We start from the raw sequence: 20783 nt of genomic DNA on the forward strand, positions 1-20783 counted from the left end.
GGTCAGAGGGGCGGGGTCTTTCACAGTCCGCCGCCACCCTTGCGGTTGCTGGAGTCGAGCACGCCCTGCTGCTCCTTGGCGATGTCGTCGAGCGCATCCTTCGGCTTCTTCGCGCCGTTGAGGGCCGCGTTCACGTTGGTGTTCTCGATGTCGACCAGGCGCGCGTACTCCGGCACGTTCCACATGTCCCGCATCCGCGGCACCGAGTCGGCGTACACCTTGTTGAACGGCCCGGCATTGAGGAACTCGGGCGACTGCAGGGCGTCCGTACGCGCTGGCACGCCGCCGGCCGCAGCCCACTTCTTCTGGATGTCAGCCTGCTCGAACCACTTCATGAAGTTCAGGGCCTCGGCCTGGTTCGCGCTGGCGGAGTAGGCCGAGACGTGCATCCCCATACCGCCGAGCGGGACCAGGTTGGTCTTCTGGCTCGGCAGGGTGGCGAAGCCCAGTTTGTCGAGAATCTGCTCCCGCGTGGTGCCGAGCGTCGACTGCTTCGGATCGAGCAGACCGCCGCTCGCGGCGATCCAGTTGAACGCGATGCATGCCTTGCCCTGGGCGACAGCCGCGTTGACCTCGTCGATGAACCAGTTGCCGGAGCCCTTGGCGGTCAGCGGCTTCATCTTGTTGACCAGGACGTCCATCGCCTCCTGGCCAGCGGCGTCGTTGAGGACACCGTCGATCTTGCGTGCCTTGGGGTCCCAGAGGTTGCCGCCGTAGACGCCGTTGACCGTGTTGTAGGTGACGGCCGCGGCGTCGGAGCCGTTTGCCTGGTGGAAAGCCAGCCCGCTGATGCCGGGGTTGTCCGCCTGGCACTTCTCGGCGGCCGAGATCATCTGGTCCCAGGTCTGCGGTGGCTTGTCGCCGATCAGGTCCTTGCGGTAGATCATCGTCCAGGTGTCGCCGAGCAGCGGCAGTCCGTACAGGCTGGCGTTCTCGTCGCGTTTGCCGGTCTCCGCTTGGGGGAACTGGCCGTAGGCGGCCAGGAGGTACGGGTTGTAGGCATTGACGTCGATGTTCGACTTGACGAAGTCGGTGAGGTCGAGAATGTTGCCGTTGGTCACGGCCTCACCGATGTGCTGCGAGTCCAGGATCGCGATGTCGAAGTCGGTCTTGCGCGCGGCGAACTGGGTGAACATCGCGTCGTGCCAGTTCGCGTTCGGCACGGTGTTGACCTTGATGGTCGCGTTCGGCCGTCCCTTCTTGTACTCCGCGTTCGCGAAGTCTTCGAGTGCCTTCGCGGGGGGCCAGTCGAACCAGATGAAGCTGAGGGTCAGCGGGTCCTTGGTGAGCTCCGGGATGGTCGCCGGTGCCTTCGGGGCGCTCGTCTTCGCGCCGTCGTCCTTGCTATCGCCACAGGCCGTCACGCTGGTGGCCACCAGCAGCATGGCCGCCGTCGCCAGCCGCACCTTTCGCCCGGGAGCGGACGTTTGTCCTATTCGCTTCGGAAACCGCATCTTCATGCCTGCTTTCTGGGTGGGAACTTCTAAGGCCTCGCTATGTGCTTCGCCGAGCAGTTGCTGGGTTGTTCAGACACGTCGCCGGGCTGTCGCGGGGACCGACCCGCGGACCGGCGTCCCGAGTACGCCGCGACGTACCCGGTCTTCACGCCGTCGAGAAGTCCTTCGGTCCAGCTGCGACCCGGTGACGAACCGAGCAGGACGTCGAGCATGCTCGTGGAGTTCCAGGTGATCGAAGTAGAGCCGTGACGGGCGGTGCCGCGATGTGCAGGATGGCGGGCGACAGTCACTTTTCCTATACGATCGAGTTGGGGCGTCAGCATGCCGCAGCGTTGTGACTGGTGTCAATAGGCTCGCGAAGGCGTAAGAAGGGACCTCACGTCACGATGGACGACGAAGCGATGATCGTGCGGGGCCGCAGGTCCGTGACGGGCGGAATGCCGCCGGGAAGATCTGGCGGCCGGCTTGCCGACGAGGTGTACGACACGCTGCTCGGACAGCTGATGTCGCTACGGATCGAGCCTGGCTCCCGCGTCACGATCGACGTCCTGGCGCGGGAGCTGGGGGTCTCACAGACACCGATCCGGGACGCTCTCAACCGCATGGAGGCAGAGGGCCTTGTCGTGCGGGTACCCCATGCCGGCTACCGCATCCCCCCGCAGATCACCCGGCACCGATTCGAGGACATGCTCGAGGTCCGCCTGCTCCTTGAGCCGGCGGCGGCCCGTAGGTCCGCCGAACGCGCATCCTCGGAGCAGGTGGCCGGACTGCGACGGATGCTGGAGGAGATGGCCGAGCTGGAGGGGGGCAGCGGGCCCATGGCCTACGGCGCCTTCGGACTACGCGACGCCGCCTTTCACGATCTCGTCGCCCTGAGCGCGGAGAACCAGGTAATCCGCGAAGCGCTCGCTCGCCTGCACAGCCACGTGCACCTCTTCCGGCTTCACCACGACACCCAGGTCACTCACCTGGCCATGGCCGAGCACGAGGAAGTTGTGGCCGCGATCGCCGCGCGTGACCCCGACGCCGCCGCCTACGCGATGCGTCGCCACATCTTGCGATCCGGCGAACGTTTCAGACGAGTGTTCGACGAGATCGAGGACGCCGGCGCAATGTCGGTAGAGGCTTGACGAGCGCGCTGGGCCCAGGAATGCTAACCCAATCCTGATCGGATCGGATTGGATCCACCTCACCCGCCCCCAGATGCGAGGAGAAGCAGGTGCCCAGAGCGCTGCTCCTGACCGGCGACGCCGCCGAGGAGCTCGACACCATGTATCCCTACTATCGCGTGCAGGAGGGCGGCTGGGACGTCGACGTCTCGTCACGGACGATGCGTGACGTGCAACTGGTCATCCACGAGTTCGACCCCAACTCCGACGCCTACGTGGAGAAGAACGGCCGCAAGCTGCCGGTCGACGTACCCTGGGCCCAGGTCGACGTCGAGCGCTATGACGCCCTCATCATTCCCGGGGGACGTGCTCCCGAGTGGATCCGGGTCGACGCCGACGTCAGGCGCATCACGGAGCACTTCTTCGCGCGCAACCTTCCCATCGCGCTGGTGTGCCACGGCGCGCAGGTACCAGCGGTGTACGGGCTGCTGAAGGGTCGGAAGACGGCGTGCTTTCCCCCCATCACCGGTGACATGGAGAACGCGGGCGCGACGGTCATCGACGCTCCCGACGTCGTGGACGGCAACCTCGTCTCCTGCCGGGGATGGCCCGACATGCCGCAGTTCGGCAGGGCGATGATGGAGCTCTTCTCGAAGTCCGTCGACCCCGCCTCGGCATGAGCACACCTGGCCTGCCCTGGTGACCGCACTTCGGACCGTCACAGTGGACGGTTCCCCCGTCCACGTCCTGGAGAGCGGCGCGGGGCCCGCGGTGCTGATGTTGCACGGCTCCGGACCCGGCACGACCGGGTCCGGAGCCTGGGCAACGACGGCGCAGGCGCTGGGCGCGTCCTGGCACCTGGTGGCCCCGGACCAGGCGGGGTTCGGCCGTACACCCATCCCGGCGGGCTCCAGGGGTGGGCTTCGGCTGTGGACGGAGCAGGCGGCGGGCCTGATGGATGCTCTCGGTATCGAGTACTACGCCGTGGTGGGTCACTCCATGGGCGGCGCCGTGGCGCTGGCCTTGGCGGCCACTCGCCCCCAGCAGGTCACCCGTGTCGTGGCGGTCTCGACGATGGGCGCCCCCGGGGCGCCGCTGTCCGCCGACCTCGACGCGGTCTGGGCCGCCCCCGCCGGCCCGCTCGGGGCACGCGACATGCTCAGTCGCCTCGTCCTCGACCAAGCGCTCGTGACCGATTCGGCCGTCGACGCCCGTGCGGCCGCGATGCGAACGGGGGAGGCCGCATTCGCGTCGTTGTTCCCTCCTCCAAGGGCACGGTGGGTCGACGACCTCACCCTCTCGGCGCAAACGCTGGCAGCGGTGCGCGCGCCCGTGCTGCTCGTTCACGGCGCCGAGGACCGGATCACCCCGATCGAGACGGCAGCCCAGCCCCTGCTCGAACACCTGACCGATGCCCGTCTGCACGTGCTCGACCGATGCGGGCACGTGCCGGCGATCGAGCACCCGCACGAGTTCAGGCAACTGCTGTCGCGCTTCCTCCGCCTCGACCGAGATCACTAGCTGCTGCGGCATGCCAGGGCGACGACCGTGCAGAGTCACGGCAGGTCATGAGACGCACAGCGGTGCCCCGACGACCTGAGGTCGACGGGGCACCGCTGGTGCAGCGAGTAGATCAGGCGACGAAGCGGTTCCTGCGGCGGCGGGTCGCCACGAAGCCCGCAGCGCCGGCGGCGAGCAGTACGCCACCGATGGCGGCGGTCAGGCCGGCCTTGGCACCCGTGATCGGCAGCGAGCCATCGGTGTCCCCGCCCCCCTGGCCGTCATCCCCGCCGGGGTTCTCGCTCCCGCCGTCAGCGCTCGCGATGATGGTGACCTTCGCGCTGTCGTTGGCAGGGTTGAGGTCCACGCCCGCGTCGAAGGTCAGCTGCACCTGGGCGGCCCGGGTGCCGGCCTCGTCGAGGCGCAGTCCGAACTCGTACCCCATCTTCTCGCCCTGCGCCAGGCGCTTGTGCTCGATGCAGTGGTACACCTTGGCGCCAAGCTTTCCGGGCACCCAGTCGCCGTGGCTCGAGCAGGTCATCGGAACCCGTACGGCCGTGACGCCACTCGGCAGCGAGAGCACGGTACGGGCCCGGAGATCCTTGGCTCCGTCAACGTTGACAGCCGCCGGGCCGTTGTTGACGTAGCCGACCTTCAACGCCACCGTGGCGCCGACCTCTCCGGTCGCGGTCGTCGGCGTCACGAGCGCCGCCACCTCAGCCCCCTGGTCACCGCTGACCTGGAGTCTCATCCCCGTACCGTTGTTCTGGTCTTTGACGTCTGTCTGCCGCGACCTGCTTTGCAGACCAACCGGCTCAAGCCTGAGCTCCCCCTCGGTGCCCTGCTGGCCAAGTCGCGCTCGGTTGAAGGACTGGAACTCGTCCCAGTCTGCCGGCGTGAACCAGCGCGCCACGCCGGAGTGACCGTTCGGGGCCGGATCGTCGGTCGGCACTGTGAAACCGAAGCTGGAGTCCAGCCGTGCGGCGCCGCCCGGCTCGATGGTGTTGGGGAACCGGCAGGCGAAGGCGTGGCGGAAGGCGTCGGCGGGGCTGTACTCACAGTTCTTGTACCGCTTCGACGGGCCGTAACCGTAGCCGCCTTCGAAGTACAGCACCACGCTGTTGACGGCCTTCTCGCCGCGGTTCGCCACTGTGAGCGGGACGTCGAGCGTGCCGCCGAGGGGGCCTGTCAGCTCGAGCCTTTGCTCGATGCCGGCGAGATCCACGCCCTCACCGATACTGACGCTCGAGTGGTAGGTGGCCGAACCGCCGCCGCTATCGGTGATGGTGAACTTGATTTCGCCCTGCTGGTCGAGGGTGGCGCTCTTCTTCGCCCGTACGACCAGGTCGACCATGGTGATGTGCGTGTAGTAGTCGTTTTCCTCCGCCACCACCTTGCAGGTGAGGATCGCACCCGACTCGGTGCAGGGGGCAGCACTGTTGGCGTCCCGCACGTCGGCGAAGCCAGCGACCTTGCTCCGGTCCACCTTCACGGTGTATTCGCCCCACTCCGAGTTGCTGGTACGGGGGCGGGCAAAGAGGTTCGATCCTTTTGCAGGGCCGCCGGGGGCGACAACCACATCTTCGGCGAAGAAATTGAGGTCCTCGACGGCAGGGGCGGCGAAGGCGGGGATGGCGGAGGCGGCGAGGAGCACGCCTACGACGCCGAACCCGGCAAGCCAGCGTCGGGCGAGTTGCTTGGGCATTACCGGGTTCCTCCGCGGGGTTGATCAATGGGGCCCGTGGAGCTTATGAGGCCGTCAGGGGCTGGTGCCGCCCCACTCGGGCGCCAGCGGCGGATATCGGCCGAACGGAGGGCCAGCATCGTCGTACGGCCGACCGCCGCACCATGGCGATCGGCATTTTTCTGATCTTCCCGGGCCGGGCACCTAGCATGGCGTCATGACCGTAGATCTGTTCGCGGGCATTCCCGTTCGCGACTACGCCGCCGCGGCGGCCTGGTACGAGCGACTCCTCGGCGCCCCGCCATCGTTCCTACCGAACGACACCGAGGCGGTGTGGGAACTCGCCGAGCACCGGTACCTGTTCATCGAGGTGCGGCCCGACCATGCCGGGCACGCCACGCACACCGTCTTCGTCAGCGACTTCGACGCCCGTATCGCCCAGATCGCCGAGCGCGGCCTGGAGCCGGCCGGGCGCGAGACCTACGACAACGGCGTCCGCAAGGCCACCTTCCGCGACCCGGACGGCAACGAGATCGGCATCGGCGGCGAGCCGGTCTGACGAAGGTCGGCGACGTCCGCAGACCCCTGTAGGGGCGACGGGCACGCAGAATACCCCGACCGGAAATCGGTCGGGGCAGTGGCGTTCGTATGATTCCAGCGCCTAGAGGACTTCGATACAGTGCCGTTCATGGTGTGCGATGGCTAGCGTCAGAGGCCGGTTCGAGTATCCCGATGGGCTGATCCCAGGAGTGTCCAAAGCGGGCGGACTTCACCAAAATCTATACAATGACGCCGGGAAGCTCGTTGACCACGGCACGTTCATCCCGGACGGTGACAGCACGGGTTCGGCAGGGCCGGGGCGAGAGTCGTCGGAATTCAAGGATCTGGTCAAGACGCTTGCTCTGGAAGCCGCCGCGAGGGCTGCCATGGCGGCCGCGCCGCATGTCGAGCGGTGGCTGGTGCAGCAGGCGCTGCCTGCTGCGAAGACCGCGTTGACCCAGCAGGCGGTGCCAGCGGTGAAGTCGACATGGAACAACCAGGCGCTCCCCGCCATGCGGTCGACGTGGAACTTTGTGTCGGGAAAACGAACCTCTCGTGGTGCCATCGCCGCCGAATCGACCCCGGAGGCGGGTCCGATCTGGGTCACGTCGACTGTGGGCGGGGAACCGTCGCCAGAACTGGTTGCGGCGCTTGAGAGCTTCAGCGCCGAGGGCAGCGAGGCGGAAGCGAGGGAGCGTTTCGTCGCGGCGATGATGGCGCAACTACTCACCGAGGACGGACGACTGTTCAACGAGGTACAGGCGAGAGTGCTGCGCAACGTCGGGGCCGAGGAACTGAACGTGGAGAGCGCGCTCGGCCCGGAGCAGGTGAGCGACAGCATCAGGCGGATGCTGGAAGAGGACCCGGCATTGATCGATGAGTTGGTGCGGGCTCTGGGACCGCGCCGAATCGAGGGGTGAGCGACTGCACTCCGCCCGGGCAATGGCGGTGCAGCCACCTACCCGGCCCGACCGCTGTGGCTTCAAGACGGTCAGCGTTGTGTGAGCGGTTCAGGCAGTGGCTTGCTGTGCACCACGACGAGTTCGCGGTTCGCCCGGGTCAGTCTTGATGTCCTTGGTCCGGGCACCGGAGCGGGTGCCGTGGCCTGCCGGGTTCTGGGCACCTGCCCGGCGGGGTCGTCTGTCGACGTGGCGGTTCGGGCAGGTGACGACGTCGAGCCAGTGCGGCGCCCGGCCTGCCGACGTGGCGGTGCCGCAGGGACCTGCAGCTTCCCTGGCTTGAACGGCGACTGGTCGGCCGGCACCGCAACCGCCCAGTCGTCGGAGGCGTGCACCACCTCTGCCCCACGCGCCGTCAGTGTTCGGCGCACCACCACGTCCGTGTCGGGTTCATGGGTGGCGTGGGGGTCGAAGAACACCTTGGCTGTCCGTGCGGCCCAGTTGATGACTGGATAGTCCCAGTCCGTGCTGTTGAGGTACCGCGTACCGATGTAGAAAGCGTGCCCGAGATCCCTGTCCGGACCAGCAAGGCCGACTCGGCCGTAGAGGGGGCCGACGCTTGCTCGCTCACCTCGCGGAACGTTGTCGACGTAACGCTCGTTCGCGGTGACGGAGATTTCCGGGTTCTTGCGGGAGAGCCGTCGCTCCAACGCCCGCAGGTAGCTGCGGTTGGTGGCGATCTCGTACGCAAGCTCCTCGTCACTGATCTTGGCCACCTACTGCACCTCCACTACGCAGACGGCCAGGTCCTCGGTACTGAGCATGGCCGTCGATCGTGCCGATATGTCCTGCAGAAGGCCCGCGTAGCGGCTGTCCTCCCGCTGCCGCTGCGCCTCGAAGAGCGGCACCATGCGCTGCCTGCCGCGGGCCCGAAGGGTGGCGACGCGTGCCTCCAATGCCTGTGCCCGCCGTTGATGGACCTGCTCGACGCTGAGTCGCCGTGATGCGAGGAACGCCTCGTTCTCGGCGGCCAAGGTGATCCGGCTCTGGATCTGCCTTCGGACCAGCAGATCACTGCTCACGTCGAGCGCGGGGAGCAGGTCGATCGAAGCGTCGAACCACGCGGGTTGCAGGCTTCCGGCTGCCACAGCCGCCATCAGCCGGTCACCCAGGTCGGCGGCGACCTTCAGGGTCCGGACGTCTACTGTGACAGTCCATATCTCGTGCAACGGCCTGACACCGTTCCAGCTGGCGATGCGCAGATGGACGAGGTAGGTGCCCGGGGCCACCTCTGCGTCGCGCGCCGACATCGTGATCGCGGAGAATCTGGTCTGCCGGTGCCCCGGTACGCCCAACGCCGCCCGTACCAACGGGTGGTTGGCCGTCAGGAGCGGCACCCCGCTTGTGCGGGACGCCTCCTGCTCCAAGGACAGTTGAATCGGCAGCTGGTGTGTCAGGTCGCTGAGGATGCGGTCCACTTCGGACCTGGTTTTTTCGCCACGCTGTGCGAGGTCGCGGACGTGGCCGGCGAGTTCGCTGTTGCCGATCACGGTCACCTGGTCACCGATGATCTGGCAGCGTCCGTCGTAGCTACCCACCCAGTCGCTCACGAGCAGGGCTAGTTCATGTTGCCCGACATACCGGCCGGATGCGAGCAGGTCGGGCTCCAGGCCCTCGATGTCGACGCCGTCACTCGAGATGAGGTGGGGTGCCGCCGACTCGATCTCGTCTGCGGCCCGTTTCTGTTCGGCGACGGCCGCCAGGAACTCCTGGGTGCGCTGCGTGCGTTGGGCTGGGGTCAGCGCGAAGTCGAGCAGGGACGACTCGACGTCGGGCCACATGCTCTCGATGATCGGTTCCAGTGCCCCGATGGCGTGTTCGAAGATGCCGATCCTGGTGAGTACTCGCTCGAGGATGTCCGACTCGATCGTCCCCGGAGTCGTGAAATTGATGATCACGACCTTCTGCTCGGTTTGGCCGATCCGGTCGATCCGACCTATGCGTTGCTCGATCTCCATGGGATTCCATGGCAGGTCGTAGTTGACCAGGACGGAGCAGAACTCGAAGTCCAGGCCCTCACTCGCGACCTTGGTAGCCACGACGATGTCGTAACCACCCGCCCGGAAATCAGCCATGACCCTGGCCCGGTCGTCCCTGCTCACCCCACCGTGCAGGACCGCGGTCCTGCACCGGCTTCGGAGATGTCGCTCGAGGTAGGACAACGTCCTACGGGAAAATGTGAAGACAAGTCCCTGCTTGCCCTGGTTGATCAGATCGTCGATCACCTGGAGGAGCCGCTCGAGCTTCGTGTCCACGTCGATGCCGGCGGCAAGCTCCCGCAGCCGAGGCGACGGTGGCAGGTCCGGACCGCGCACGGCGGCCGATGGCTTCGCCGTGGCGTTGACCTCATCGTGCACGGCTGGTGTCTGCCACGAGGTCAGAACAAGCGCAGCCGCCTCGGGGAGACAGCTGCCCGCGAGGCGGAGCGGCATCTGCATGCCGAAGTGCAGCGGGGTGTCCTTGACTCTCGCCCTCTCGATGCACCACTGCAGGTATGCCTGATAGAAGTCGCGCTCAGGCTGGGTCCAACGCACCTGGACGGGGCGCGGCTCCCGCACCGCCTTGTCCTCCTGGACCTCGATCTTGCGGGTACGGGTCACCTGGGCCGAGAGCCCGCCCAACTCGCTGCAGATTCGCTTCACCTGGACCACGTCGGTCGGCGACAGGTGGGGTCCCTTCAGGATCTCGCACAGCAGAACGAAATCGGGTCGCATGGCGATGACCCGGCCGAACGTGCTGTCGGACAGGTCCGACAGCCAGCGGCGGCGTGTGGCGTTGCTGATCGAGACGTCGAGCAGCGAACCTGTGATCCGGTTGAGGACCCTGTTGGGTTCGATCCGTTCCTGCAGGTCCGCCAGGTCCTGGAACTCGCCAGGCACCAACAGCTCAAGAAGGTTGTACAGATCGTTGTTGCGCAGGTTCACCGGAGTAGCAGAAAGGAAGACGTACGCGTCCGCCCATCGTGACAACAGCTCACCCAACGCGTGGCTCTTGGTGCTCGAGTTACGGAAGACGTGGGCCTCGTCCACGATCACCAGATCCAGCTGGAACCCCAGCTGCTCGATGTCGGCCAACCCTTTCCACGCCCGTAGCCGCTCCACCGAGCAGATCCAGGCCATCCTCCTGGGCAGGCGATCCGACTCGAGATGGTCCTTGAGGTCGGCCAGCCCCGCGCCGGTGAGCTCGGTCAACTCGAAGCCGAACCTCTCGCGCATCTCATGCTGCCATTTGCTAAGCAGCACGGAGGGACACACGACGAGCACGCGGTTCGCGTGCCTGCGGGCATCGAGTTCAGTCCACAGCAGCCCGGCTTCGATGGTCTTGCCGAGACCGACCTCGTCCGCGATGAGCAACCGCAGTGAGCCGGTGCTCAGCAACTTCATCACCGGCTTGAACTGGTACGGCCGGAAAATGGTCCGCGTCGCCCGGAACGAGAAGACCGTATCGGTGAACTGCTTTTCCAGCTTCGCCCTCGTCAGGGTGGCGGCGAGACGCTCGGCGGGGGCGGGCTCGGTGCGCACCCATGCGTCGGGGGAGTCGACCGTCGGCCTCGGCAGCAGCGCACCCTCTTCGACACGCTGGACACGGCTGCCGGCGAAGACCTGGTAGATCCAGCGACCGTGCGCGAACAGACGGGACTTGATCATGCCGTCCTGGCCAGCTCGGGTGATCACCTCATCGGTGACGTCGAACTGGGGCAGCGGCACCTCGTCGGCGCTGTCCCAGAGGTGATCGAACCAGCCCAGCGCGGACGCCACGGGCGAGTCCTCGGCCACCTCGGTAGCCGGCTCGTGGATCCCCGCACCGGGCATCGCACCCGAGGTGACCACGAGCAACGGAGTCGGATCCAGGCCCCCGAACCAGTAGACACCCTCAGGCAGGCTGACCGTCGGAGCGGCGATCTGCCTGACCCGCTCGACTGCTCCCGCAGGATCGGGCAGATCGGCGCCAAGAGTAAGTACGTCAGTGAAGAGCCCGGTGGCGAGCATGGCGGTCGCATCCGTAACCAGCGGGTGGTACCCATGCGTGACCGCGAGGACACCTGGATCCGGAAACATCCGCCGGCCTGCTCCAACGAGCGCGCGCACTGTCATCCTCCGTGGTCGACGCGGACTGGTCCGTAGCCCTGTCCGTCCTGCGGCAACGCCATCACGCCTTCTGCTCCGAACGTTCGGACCGGCGGAGGGCTGCCACCGTGCGGGGCCCCCGACCAGTGGCGACCGCCGTCGCGAGGGCCGGACCGAGGGCACCGGCGAACGTGGCGAAGGGCCGAGGGGCGGACCTGGTGTGCAGGATCGCGGTCCGGCCGGGGCCACAGCCCCGACTGTCCTGAGGGCCCGGATGCTGCCGAGGCCCGGCCGGATCCGTGGCGTCGTCGCGCGGTTCAGCCGTACGACGGCGTATGTGTGCCTGTGGCCGGGAGATTGAGAAATTGGCAGGCACCGCACCAATCTAGGTGCGTTCCGGACTGCCGGAAAGGGCTTGATCGACGGGGGTTGGACGACGTTCAGGTGTGTCTGACTGACCGATCTGGTGGGGCCGAAAGAATCATCATGTGGATGGTTTTGGCGGTCAGATGACCTGACTGAGCGGCACCGATCAGCTGTGCTTGCGCGGACGCCAGCGCTTCGATTTCAGAGCAGGCCAAGCCGGGAGATCCTCCTCGGTGACAACCCACCGGACCATCACGCCGTCCAGCAGTGAGCGGTGGTGCTCGTACTGCTGGTCGCTACACCATTGCTTCGCTCACGGTCCCCTGCGGAAGGCTGGCTCACGGACGTCGCTGCGCCCAGAAGAGGGCGACCATGTCACGCTCGTCGCTCCTGCTCATTCCGGGAACGCTACGAGGCTCGGAGCCGCTTGCCGATCCACTGCTCGCGGTACGGCTTCGCCCCGCCAGCGGTAGAGGTCGCGCAGCAGGGAGATCTCGGCACCGTGATGGATCAGCTCCCTGTTGACGTGCAGGACGATGCCCTCCATGGGAAACCGCTCCGGACCCACGGTGGGCGGATTCTCCAGGTCGGCGTCGGAGAGCTCGCGGACCCCCGCGTTCCATCTCCCATACATCTCGTCGAGCTGTCTCAGCGCCTCGTCAGCGGTCCCCGCGTAGGCGAACGTCTGGGAGTCGACGTCCTGGCCGCCGAAGTGCCACCCGACCCGGTAGCCCAGGCAGGAAACGATGATGTGCGCCAGTCGCCAGGCGATCGTGGTCACCGACGCCGGCGCCGGGGCAGGGGAGGCGAAGTCCATCGTCCACTCTCCTGAACCTGCCGACATCGGTGCGGTCGACGTGCCACGTGGGCGGATGCTCCAGCAGCCACGCACCGGCTCCCAGAAGTACTCCTCATCGCCAAGACCGTGCAGCCGCGGCCGCAGGTTCTTGTGCCAGTGGCGGTCCAGCTGGTCGGCGATTCGTTCGCTCCTTGTCATTCCCGCACGTTACCTACAGCGCAGACGTGGCTGCGCCCCTGGCGGACGCCGTCGCCGACCGTGGGCCGCGAGTGGGCCGCGTCGGTCGGCCTCGGCCTGCTGGCGGCCTGCGGCGGGCATCGGCCGGGCCGGCCGGCGAACGATACTGGGCGGATGCGCGAAGACGAGGTATTTCAGCGCATCGCCGCTCGCGTGGCAGCTCGCGACTACAGCGATGACGTGTGCATCCGCCCCGGCTCCCTTGACGCGAACGGCAGGTGGATGGTGAATCCCATGCCCGAGGACACCCGGTGGCTGGTGGCACGTGGATCGCGGGAACACCTTGCCGCGTTGGCAGCCGACGCCGTCGACCCGCTGCCTCCCCTTCAACCTGCCTCCGTTCAAGCTGTGAACGACGTTGAAGGGGTGCTTGGGCATCCGCTGCCGCCGCTGCTGCGACGCATCTATGTGGAGGTCGCCAATGGCGGCTTCGGTCCCGTGCTGGGAGTTGCGGGCGGTTGCACGGACGATCTCGGACGTACGGCGATCGATCGGCTCCATCCACGAGAACCCGCCGGCTTGCTGCCGATCGCCTACTGGGGATGTGCGATCTACTCGTACGTCGATTGCGCGGGCCAGCGAGCGGTGATGTGGGGCTTCGACCCGAACTCGGGCCTTGGCGAGCACTCGTTCTACCCGGAGGGAATCTCTCTTGTGGACTGGCTCGACGGGTGGCTCAACGGAAGCCTTGAGCCGCCACACCTTGATCCCGATCGTACGAGCTGGTGGGGCGCGACCGACTCCGAGCGGGGGCGCTGCCAGCCTGATCAAGAGGCCGGCGATCCGTCACAGCAGACCCTTTTCTAGGCCGAGGCCGGGCCGAACGCGTGGTGGTAGCCCGCCGTCGGAGTGGGCCGGGGACGGCCGCCGAACGCGGCCGTCCCCGGAGGTAGCGCGGGTATCAAGGGCATGTCCCGCGGTTCAGCGGATCGTCGCCCCGCCGGTGGGCGTCGGCTGGACCCGCTCGAACCGCACCTTGCTCAGCCATCCCGGGAGGTCACTGAGCACGTACAGCTCGCCGTTCACGTCGGCGCCGAACGCCGTCGGCTGGGTGGGGAAGGTGCCGATCTCAGCGGACTCGTAGCCACCCGTGGACTTGGGACGCACGGCGAAAGCACGGGTCGAGCAGTAGTCGCTGGCGATGTAGGTGCCCCGCGCCTCCGGGGTGACGGACCCCCGGTACACCAAGCCGCCGATGATGGAGCAGTTCTCCGTCATGTAGTGGTCGTACTCGACGATCGGGTCGGTGAGCCGCACGCCCGGACGGCACTGCGTCTCGTCGAAGACCGGCGTGCCCTCTCGACAGGACCAGCCGAGGTTCGCGCCACGCTGCGACGGGCGGACGTGGTTGATCTCCTCGATCAGACCCTGGCCGACGTCACCGATCCACAGCGAGTTGTCGGCCGGGTCGATGGAGAACTTCCACGGATTGCGCAGCCCGTAGACCCAGATTTCCGGCCGCGCGCCCGAGGTGCGGACGAACGGGTTGTCGTAGGGCACGCAGTAGGGCTTTCCCCCGCAGCTGCGGTTGACGTCGATCCGCAGAATCTTGCCGAGCAGGGTGCCGAGGTTCTGGCCGCTCTTGTAGGGGTCGTTCGCGTAGCCACCGTCGCCGAGGGACCAGTAGAGGTAGCCGTCGCGGCCGAAGGCCACCTGTCCGCCGTTGTGGTTGCCGTAGTCGGCGTGCTCCTGGGTGAGCAGCACCTGCACCCGGTCGGGAGCGTTGATGGGCACCCGCGCCAGGGTCAGCGCGCCGGCCGGCAGGCTCGTGTAGGCCACGTAGAGCATCCCGGTCCGCGCGAAGTTCGGCGCCGGAGTGATGCCGAGCAGGCCGCGCTCGTTGTCCGACGTGTCGATCCGGGCGGTCAGGTCGAGCACCGGCTCGGCCGCCAATCCGGTGTCGGGGTGGTAGGCGCGGACGGTGCCGTTCTTCTCCGCGATCAGCATCCGGCCGTCCGGCAGCCCGGTGATCGCGATCGGACGCTGCAGACCGAAAGCCACCTGTTCGGATACCACGGTCAGCTCGGTGAGTGGCACAGCACGGGTCTTGGATGGGCCGGCTGCGGCGGTGCCGGCGATCGGTGTCGGTGGCGACAGGGACGCAGCCAGGGCCAGAGCGAGCAACCCGGCCAGCATGGCGGCCGGGCGACGACGTCGTCGTGACATGTTCAGCTCCTCGAGCAGGTGGGTGGTGGACGCGGTCTGGGAGCGTTCCCACGATACATTGGTTGAGATCGATATCCAACCGATGGCTGCGCGTCCCGTTCGAGATGGCGGCTGGTTCCCGCACTGCGGCCTGGGGAGCGGCGAGCGGAGGACGGCACGGATTCCCTTCGCCGACGCACGCCGCAGGAGTCGTGGCAGCACCGGTCACTCCTGTCCGTAGTGCGGTGCCACGCCAGACTCCAGACGGTCGTTGACGCAACTCCGCTGGTGGCCGGCTCGTTGGTAGCGAGGGGCGGACGGAGGCGGACGATGGCGGCGGGGCGGGGTGCCGAGCTGCTGCGTCCCCCGGTGAGTTCGGGTCGGGCGACGTTCCTGGAGCTGTTCTTCGATCTGGCCTTCGTTGTGGCCCTCACCCGGGTCTCGCAACGATTCGCCGGGTTGGCCGATGACACCGGTTGGGCGCTCGTCACGGGGTTCGGGCGTACCCTGCTGCTCTTTCTGGCGCTCTGGTTGATCTGGTCGCACACCGCCTGGATCACCAGCCGCTACGAGCCGGAGCGGCCGGTCATTCAGGCCGTCGTGGTCGGCACCATGTTCGCCGGCCTGATCATGGCGGTGACGCTGCCCCGCGCCATGGAGGAGCGAGCGCTGCCGTTCGTGGTCGCGTACCTGATGGTGATGGTGGTGCGGCCGCTCGTGGTCGCCGTCGCGCTGCGTGGCCATCCGCGACGGCTGGTGCCGTTCCGGCTTGTCGTGTGGGCTCTGGCGAGCGCCCCGCTGTGGCTGGCCGGCGCGTTGGGCCCGGATCACCTCCGCCTGCCGCTGTGGGTCGTCGCCCTTGCTGTCGACTACCTCGCCTGGACATTGGGCTGGCCGCTGCCGTGGCTCGGCGTCTCGAAGGTGGGGCGGTGGCGGATTGCGGGGACTCACCTCGCGGACCGCTACCAGCAGATGTTCCTCATCGCGCTCGGTGAGTCGATTCTGGTTGTCGGCGTGGTCTTCAGCGGCGCGGACTACTCCGCGGAGCGGGCAGCCGCCTTCACTGTCGCGTTCGCCACCAGCGCGCTGCTCTGGCGGATCTACTTCTACCGTGCCGGTCTGCTGCTGACGGAGGCGTTCGGCCGGGCGGGTATGCCTGGCCGGCTGGGCGCGGTGTCGGAGCGGACGCATCTGTTGATCGTGCTCAGCGTGCTCGTCACGGCGGTCGGATACGAGCTGGTGATCGATCATCCGTTCGGGCAGCCTCGACCCAGTTGGCTGCTGTTCGTGGTGGGCGGTCCGATGCTCTTCCTGGTCGCCCGTACGCGGCTGGAGTACGAGATCTTCGACCATGCGTCCCGACCCCAGATCATCGGCCTGGCTGCCCTGCTGCTGTTCACGCCGTTGCTGGCCCGTTGGGCGCCGATGGCGGGGCTGAGCGTGGTGGCCGGAGTGCTGGCCCTGGTCGCGCTCCTGGACGCGCTGCGCAGGCGGGGTCGGCCGCAGGAGGTTTCCGCCTCGCCGATCGGACGAGAGACGTCCGAAGATCGCGACTCCGAGGCGTGACGCGGAGCTCGCTCGCCGCGGTAGCCCGTTTCGTCGCGTAACCGCCCGACCAGGCACGCACCGCGCGTTCACGTCGAACCGTGCTGGTGGTGGAGAGCGAGACAACGCCACCGCAGCCCCCTAGATAGAACGGTCGGTATTGACGGCGGGGGGTCGGGTGGGTACTGTTCTCACAGACAGAACGTTCGTTCTACCTGGCGCTGGCCGGGTGTACGGCTGCACCTGAAGGAGACCGCCATGCCCACCAAGATCACCGTCATCATCGGCAACCCCACCGACCCGGACGAGTTCGAAAAGGTCTACGCCGACGTACGCCGGGCCGCGGAGACGTTCCCGAAGCTTCAGCGGGTCGAGTCGGCCAAGGTGTGGCCGAAGGAGGACGGCACACCCACTCCCGCGTACCGGACGCTCGACTTGTACTTCGCCAGCTACGAGGACGCCGCTGCCGCAGTCGCGACGCCTGTTGCCGGTGCCGTCTTCGGTGGGCTCCAGGGCGCTCAGGTGGAGATCACGGGGCTGTTCTCAGACATCGAGTAGCGCCCCGCCCTACCCCTCCCGGTGGCGGCCCGCACCCCCGCTGGGCGTCCCCTTCGCTCCGGAATCACCGAAAGGATGACCATGACCACCGTTGCCGTTCCCGGCATCTCGACGACAGCCGCCGCCCTGCGGCGGCTGTACTTCGGTCGCTTCGCCTTCGCCATCGTCTGGGCTGCCGTGACGTTCCCACTCGCCAAGCACCTCAACCCCCTCACCGCCGCGCTGCTCGTGCTCTACCCGCTGTTCGACGTGGCCGCCGCCATCGTCGACGTCCGCGCGTCGCGGGCCACCGGATCGCCCACCCTGCTGTACGTGAACGTCGCGATCAGCCTGCTCGCCGCGGTGGGCCTGGGCGTCGCTGGCGCGTCCGGCATCCCCGCGGTCCTGCGCGTCTGGGGTGCCTGGGCGGTCGTGGCCGGGCTGGTTCAGTTGATCGTGGGCGTCACCCGCCGCAAGATGGGTGGCCAGTGGCCGATGATCATCAGCGGTGGCATCTCCGTCATCGCCGGTGGATCGTTCGTCGCGGCAGCCTCGGCGGACAACCCGGCGCTGACCAACGCGGTCGGCTACGCCATCCCCGGCGCCATCTTCTTCCTCATCGCGGCCATCCGCCTCGGCCGCGCCGCGAAGGGACACTGACGTGCGGAAGGCCACCTACGACGTCGTTGTCATCGGCGCGGGGCCGGTGGGGGAGAACGTCGCCGACCGCGTCGTGCAGGGCGGCCTGACCGCCGCGATCGTCGAGCGGGAACTGGTGGGTGGCGAGTGCTCGTACTGGGCCTGCATGCCGACCAAGGCATTGCTGCGCAGCCAGGCCGCGCTCCGGGCGGCTCGCCAGCTGCCCGGGGCGCGCGAGGCGGTGACCGGCGAGCTGGACGCGAAGGCCGTGCTGCGCCGCCGGGACGCCGTCGCCTCGCACTGGAAGGACGACGGGCAGGTGTCCTGGCTGGACTCCGCGGGGATCGCCCTGTATCGGGGCCAGGGGCGGATCGGCTCCGACCGGATCGTCGAGGTGATCGACGCGGACGGCGCCACCACCTCGCTCACCGCCCGACACGCGGTCGTCATCGCGACCGGAACCGGCGCACTGGTGCCGGACATCGCCGGTCTGCGCGCGGCGGCACCGTGGACCAGCCGTGAGGCAGCCGCCGCGAGCGAGGTTCCCGGCCGGCTCGCCATCATCGGTGGTGGCGTGGTGGCCACGGAGATGGCGACCGCGTACGCCGGCCTCGGGTCGGCGGTGACGATGCTCGTCCGCGACGGAGTGCTCACTGCGGCGGAGCCGTTCGTCGGCGAGCGGGTCACGCAGTCGCTGCGGGAGGCTGGCGTGTCGGTCCAACGCGGTGCCGAGGCCACGTCGGTGAACCGCGACGGCGACGGCACTGTGCACATCACGCTCACCGACGGCACACAGGTCGAGGCCGACGAGATCCTCGTCGCGATCGGCCGTACGCCGAACACGCACGACATCGGCCTCGACCGGATCGGCCTGCAGCCGGGCGCCTGGCTCACTGTCGACGACACCCTGCGGGTGGTCGACGGCACCGGCGCGTTGGTCGGCGACGGATGGCTGTACGCGGCCGGGGACGTCAACCGGCGTGTGCTCCTGACCCACCAGGGCAAGTACCAGGCTCGCGCGGTGGGCGACGTGATCGTGGCGCGGGCCACCGGCGAAGCGGCAGACGACCGCCCGTGGGGTCGGCACGTCGCCACCGCTGACGAGCGCGCCGTGCCGCAGGTCGTCTTCACCGACCCGGAGATCGCGTCGGTGGGGCTGACCGCAGCCGCCGCCGAGGCCGCCGGAGTGCGGATCCGGGTCGTCGACTACGACCTGGCCGCCGTCGCCGGGGCCGCGCTGCATGCCGACGGCTACCAGGGGCATGCCCGGATGGTCGTGGACGAGGACCGACGGGTGATCGTCGGCGTCACCCTCGTCGGCCCGGACGTCGCGGAACTGATCCATGCCGCGACCATCGCCATCGTCGGTGAGGTCCCACTGGAGCGGCTGTGGCACGCCGTGCCCGCGTACCCGACGGTCAGCGAGGTCTGGCTACGCCTGCTGGAGGCGTACGGCCGCTGACCTGAGCCGTCCGTGCCGTCGCCGGCCGGGCACCCGCTGCGGCGAGAGGGAGACGAAGCCCACCGAGCGGGGGCGGGTTCAACCTGTGGCGGCATCACCGAGGAGCTGGGTCATCCCCCTACCCGGGGTGGCCCAGCCCGAGGCCGTGCGGGGACTAGCGGACCGACTCGTTCGACTGCCGCTCCGAGTTGATCCTGAGGAGTCCTTCGACACCGCGCAGGAAGGTCTCGGACACCAACGTGGGGTCGGAGAGGCATCCGGCAGCCATGGCGCCGTCGCGAAGCATGACGAAGTGGCGCGCTGCGGGATCCGCCGTTTCTTCGTGGACCTGTGCCATGAGCGTGGTGATGGTGTCCAGGAACCATTGCCGGTGGGCAGTGAGTTCCTGGTGCACGGGATGGTTCGTGTCGGGATACTCCGCTGCGGCGTTCAGGAACGCGCACCCACGGAACCCGGGGGACTGGATGTTCTGCGCGATGGAATTGGCGATGGCCAGGAGCGGCTCGACCGGCGACCGGTTGGCGGCGAGAGCATCGTCGACCATGCCGCGCTCCAGCTGATGCACCTCGCGCAGGTAGGCGAGGATGAGGTCGTCCTTGCTGGGGAAGTGCCGATAGAAGGTAGCCCGGGTCACCTTCGCCTCGGCAATGATCCGGTCGACGCCGACGGAGTGAATGCCCTCCGCGTAGAAGATCCTGGTCGCCGTGCGGAGAAGCTTGAGACGTGCCTCGGAGGGTCGCGCAGTGGGTTCGTCGCTCGCCATCCACCCATCTTAGCGACAGAACGTTCGGTCTTATCTGTACCTGAGGGTGTTTGACGAGGCACTCCATGGAAATGCTCCGCCGACCGTCCTCGTCGGGTCCGGTCTGCGTACCGCAGGCAGCGGAAGGCGAGCCCCTCGGAAGGAACTCAGATGAGCGCTGCTTCTGACATGTCTGCCCAGGAAATGCCGACAGTTGTGCTGGTCCACGGGGCGTTCGCCGGCTGTTCGAGTTGGAATGGGGTGATCGCCAACCTCAAACGTCGGGGGTACCCGGTCATCGCCGTCGCCAACCCGCTGCGCGGTGTGCAGAAGGACGCCGCTTACGTGCGGGCGCTACTGGACAGCTTGCCCGGACCGGTAGTGATGGCCGCCCATTCCTACGGCGGGCTGGTCATGACCGAGGCCGCGGATGGCGCATCCAACGTCAAAGCCCTGGTGTACGTCGCCAGCGTGAGCCCGGACGTGGGCGAAAGTGTGATCGGGTTGCTCACCAAGTACCCCGGAAGTCAGCTCGCCACCAGCATCAACATGGTGCCGGTCCCCTCCGACGACGGCGGCATGACAATGGACCAGTACATCTTGCAGGACAAGTTCCCCGAGGTCTTCGCCGGCGACGTCGACCCCGGCACCGCCGAAATCATGGCCGCAGCGCAACGGCCCGCCTCGGCGAGCGCCCAGGAGGAGGGCGTGACGAAGGCCGCCTGGAAGACGATCCCGTCCTGGACCCTGATCACCACCCAGGACCTGGGCATTCCGCCAGACTTGCAGCGATTCCTGGCCGACAGGGCGGGATCCACGGCGGTGGAGATCGCCGCCTCCCACGCGGTGGCGGTCTCGCAACCCGGCCCGGTCGCAGACCTCATCGACACCGCCGCCCGCGCCACCGCACGCTCGATGCAAATGTCCATGAGTCGCCGGGGCTGACCAGGCTTGCCGACAGCGGCGGTCCGATTCATTCCACCGCTGTCGGTGCC

Annotated in this window: 18 protein-coding genes; 11 read left to right on the forward strand and 7 right to left on the reverse strand. The window is 67.8% G+C overall.

Annotation, left to right across the window (positions count from 1 at the left end; all coding sequences use genetic code 11):
• Window positions 1-20: 20 nt before the first annotated feature.
• Window positions 21-1406 (reverse strand): extracellular solute-binding protein, encoded by a 1386-nt coding sequence (locus AB0B98_RS11655; RefSeq protein WP_357362288.1) that lies wholly within the window; start codon window positions 1404-1406, stop codon window positions 21-23.
• 437 nt (window positions 1407-1843) lie between these two features.
• Here AB0B98_RS11655 and AB0B98_RS11660 point away from each other — a divergent pair, with 437 nt between their 5' ends.
• The 3 genes from AB0B98_RS11660 (at window position 1844) to AB0B98_RS11670 (ending at window position 4087) form a co-directional block, all read left to right on the forward strand.
• Window positions 1844-2587 carry a GntR family transcriptional regulator gene (locus AB0B98_RS11660; RefSeq protein WP_238668579.1) on the forward strand — a complete coding sequence of 248 codons (744 nt, stop codon included), beginning with the start codon at window positions 1844-1846 and terminating at the stop codon, window positions 2585-2587.
• 89 nt (window positions 2588-2676) lie between these two features.
• Window positions 2677-3246, forward strand: a complete 570-nt coding sequence (locus tag AB0B98_RS11665) for a DJ-1/PfpI family protein (RefSeq protein WP_210781253.1) — start codon at window positions 2677-2679, stop codon at window positions 3244-3246.
• 97 nt (window positions 3247-3343) lie between these two features.
• Window positions 3344-4087 (forward strand): alpha/beta fold hydrolase, encoded by a 744-nt coding sequence (locus AB0B98_RS11670; protein ID WP_357362431.1) that lies wholly within the window; start codon window positions 3344-3346, stop codon window positions 4085-4087.
• Between the two features lie 112 nt (window positions 4088-4199).
• On the opposite strand, the gene AB0B98_RS11675 is transcribed toward AB0B98_RS11670, so the two are convergent.
• A complete protein-coding gene (locus AB0B98_RS11675; protein ID WP_357362290.1) occupies window positions 4200-5771 on the reverse strand; it encodes an LPXTG cell wall anchor domain-containing protein in 1572 nt (523 codons plus the stop codon).
• 196 nt (window positions 5772-5967) lie between these two features.
• On the opposite strand from AB0B98_RS11675, the gene AB0B98_RS11680 reads away from it, so the two are divergent.
• Both AB0B98_RS11680 and AB0B98_RS11685 read left to right on the forward strand, forming a co-directional pair.
• Window positions 5968-6309 (forward strand): VOC family protein, encoded by a 342-nt coding sequence (locus AB0B98_RS11680; RefSeq protein WP_357362291.1) that lies wholly within the window; start codon window positions 5968-5970, stop codon window positions 6307-6309.
• A 139-nt stretch (window positions 6310-6448) separates the two neighbouring features.
• Complete coding sequence (locus AB0B98_RS11685) at window positions 6449-7210, forward strand: hypothetical protein (RefSeq protein WP_357362292.1); 762 nt, start codon at window positions 6449-6451, stop codon at window positions 7208-7210.
• Between the two features lie 71 nt (window positions 7211-7281).
• On the opposite strand, the gene AB0B98_RS11690 is transcribed toward AB0B98_RS11685, so the two are convergent.
• From AB0B98_RS11690 to AB0B98_RS11700, 3 genes are all read right to left on the reverse strand, one after another.
• Window positions 7282-7965 carry a hypothetical protein gene (locus AB0B98_RS11690; RefSeq protein ID WP_357362294.1) on the reverse strand — a complete coding sequence of 228 codons (684 nt, stop codon included), beginning with the start codon at window positions 7963-7965 and terminating at the stop codon, window positions 7282-7284.
• A complete protein-coding gene (locus AB0B98_RS11695) occupies window positions 7966-11337 on the reverse strand; it encodes a helicase-related protein (RefSeq protein ID WP_357362296.1) in 3372 nt (1123 codons plus the stop codon).
• Between the two features lie 739 nt (window positions 11338-12076).
• Complete coding sequence (locus AB0B98_RS11700; RefSeq protein WP_357362298.1) at window positions 12077-12679, reverse strand: DinB family protein; 603 nt, start codon at window positions 12677-12679, stop codon at window positions 12077-12079.
• Between the two features lie 153 nt (window positions 12680-12832).
• On the opposite strand from AB0B98_RS11700, the gene AB0B98_RS11705 reads away from it, so the two are divergent.
• Complete coding sequence (locus AB0B98_RS11705) at window positions 12833-13525, forward strand: hypothetical protein (RefSeq protein WP_357362299.1); 693 nt, start codon at window positions 12833-12835, stop codon at window positions 13523-13525.
• Window positions 13526-13639: 114 nt separating this feature from the next.
• Here AB0B98_RS11705 and AB0B98_RS11710 read toward each other — a convergent pair whose 3' ends face one another.
• Window positions 13640-14884 (reverse strand): PQQ-dependent sugar dehydrogenase, encoded by a 1245-nt coding sequence (locus tag AB0B98_RS11710; RefSeq protein WP_357362300.1) that lies wholly within the window; start codon window positions 14882-14884, stop codon window positions 13640-13642.
• A gap of 309 nt (window positions 14885-15193) precedes the next feature.
• Between AB0B98_RS11710 and AB0B98_RS11715 the strand changes: the two genes are divergently transcribed.
• From AB0B98_RS11715 to AB0B98_RS11730, 4 genes are all read left to right on the forward strand, one after another.
• Entirely contained in the window at window positions 15194-16429 is a 1236-nt protein-coding gene (locus AB0B98_RS11715) for a low temperature requirement protein A (RefSeq protein WP_357362302.1), read from the forward strand.
• 237 nt (window positions 16430-16666) lie between these two features.
• Window positions 16667-16966, forward strand: a complete 300-nt coding sequence (locus tag AB0B98_RS11720) for a hypothetical protein (protein ID WP_357362304.1) — start codon at window positions 16667-16669, stop codon at window positions 16964-16966.
• 81 nt (window positions 16967-17047) lie between these two features.
• Window positions 17048-17605, forward strand: a complete 558-nt coding sequence (locus AB0B98_RS11725; RefSeq protein WP_238668569.1) for a hypothetical protein — start codon at window positions 17048-17050, stop codon at window positions 17603-17605.
• Between the two features lies 1 nt (window position 17606).
• The gene (locus AB0B98_RS11730; RefSeq protein WP_357362306.1) at window positions 17607-19046 is read left to right on the forward strand and encodes an NAD(P)/FAD-dependent oxidoreductase; all 1440 of its coding nucleotides are present in this window, start codon (window positions 17607-17609) and stop codon (window positions 19044-19046) included.
• Between the two features lie 154 nt (window positions 19047-19200).
• Here AB0B98_RS11730 and AB0B98_RS11735 read toward each other — a convergent pair whose 3' ends face one another.
• Complete coding sequence (locus tag AB0B98_RS11735) at window positions 19201-19809, reverse strand: TetR/AcrR family transcriptional regulator (RefSeq protein ID WP_357362308.1); 609 nt, start codon at window positions 19807-19809, stop codon at window positions 19201-19203.
• A gap of 150 nt (window positions 19810-19959) precedes the next feature.
• Here AB0B98_RS11735 and AB0B98_RS11740 point away from each other — a divergent pair, with 150 nt between their 5' ends.
• On the forward strand, window positions 19960-20733 hold the full coding sequence (locus AB0B98_RS11740) for an alpha/beta hydrolase (protein WP_357362309.1): 774 nt from the start codon (window positions 19960-19962) through the stop codon (window positions 20731-20733).
• The last annotated feature ends 50 nt before the right edge of the window (window positions 20734-20783 follow it).

Source organism: Micromonospora sp. NPDC048947 (assembly GCF_040649495.1).
Taxonomy (GTDB): Bacteria; Actinomycetota; Actinomycetes; order Mycobacteriales; family Micromonosporaceae; genus Micromonospora; species Micromonospora alfalfae.

Coding starts and splice junctions, on each gene's coding strand:
- AB0B98_RS11710 (WP_357362300.1), bottom strand. CDS start 14,884: ATGTCACGACGACGTCGTCGCCCGGCCGCCATGCTGGCCGGGTTGCTC.
- AB0B98_RS11660 (WP_238668579.1), top strand. CDS start 1,844: ATGGACGACGAAGCGATGATCGTGCGGGGCCGCAGGTCCGTGACGGGC.
- AB0B98_RS11675 (WP_357362290.1), bottom strand. CDS start 5,771: ATGCCCAAGCAACTCGCCCGACGCTGGCTTGCCGGGTTCGGCGTCGTA.
- AB0B98_RS11685 (WP_357362292.1), top strand. CDS start 6,449: ATGGCTAGCGTCAGAGGCCGGTTCGAGTATCCCGATGGGCTGATCCCA.
- AB0B98_RS11700 (WP_357362298.1), bottom strand. CDS start 12,679: ATGACAAGGAGCGAACGAATCGCCGACCAGCTGGACCGCCACTGGCAC.
- AB0B98_RS11720 (WP_357362304.1), top strand. CDS start 16,667: ATGCCCACCAAGATCACCGTCATCATCGGCAACCCCACCGACCCGGAC.
- AB0B98_RS11680 (WP_357362291.1), top strand. CDS start 5,968: ATGACCGTAGATCTGTTCGCGGGCATTCCCGTTCGCGACTACGCCGCC.
- AB0B98_RS11740 (WP_357362309.1), top strand. CDS start 19,960: ATGAGCGCTGCTTCTGACATGTCTGCCCAGGAAATGCCGACAGTTGTG.
- AB0B98_RS11670 (WP_357362431.1), top strand. CDS start 3,344: ATGTTGCACGGCTCCGGACCCGGCACGACCGGGTCCGGAGCCTGGGCA.
- AB0B98_RS11735 (WP_357362308.1), bottom strand. CDS start 19,809: ATGGCGAGCGACGAACCCACTGCGCGACCCTCCGAGGCACGTCTCAAG.
- AB0B98_RS11725 (WP_238668569.1), top strand. CDS start 17,048: ATGACCACCGTTGCCGTTCCCGGCATCTCGACGACAGCCGCCGCCCTG.
- AB0B98_RS11715 (WP_357362302.1), top strand. CDS start 15,194: ATGGCGGCGGGGCGGGGTGCCGAGCTGCTGCGTCCCCCGGTGAGTTCG.
- AB0B98_RS11705 (WP_357362299.1), top strand. CDS start 12,833: ATGCGCGAAGACGAGGTATTTCAGCGCATCGCCGCTCGCGTGGCAGCT.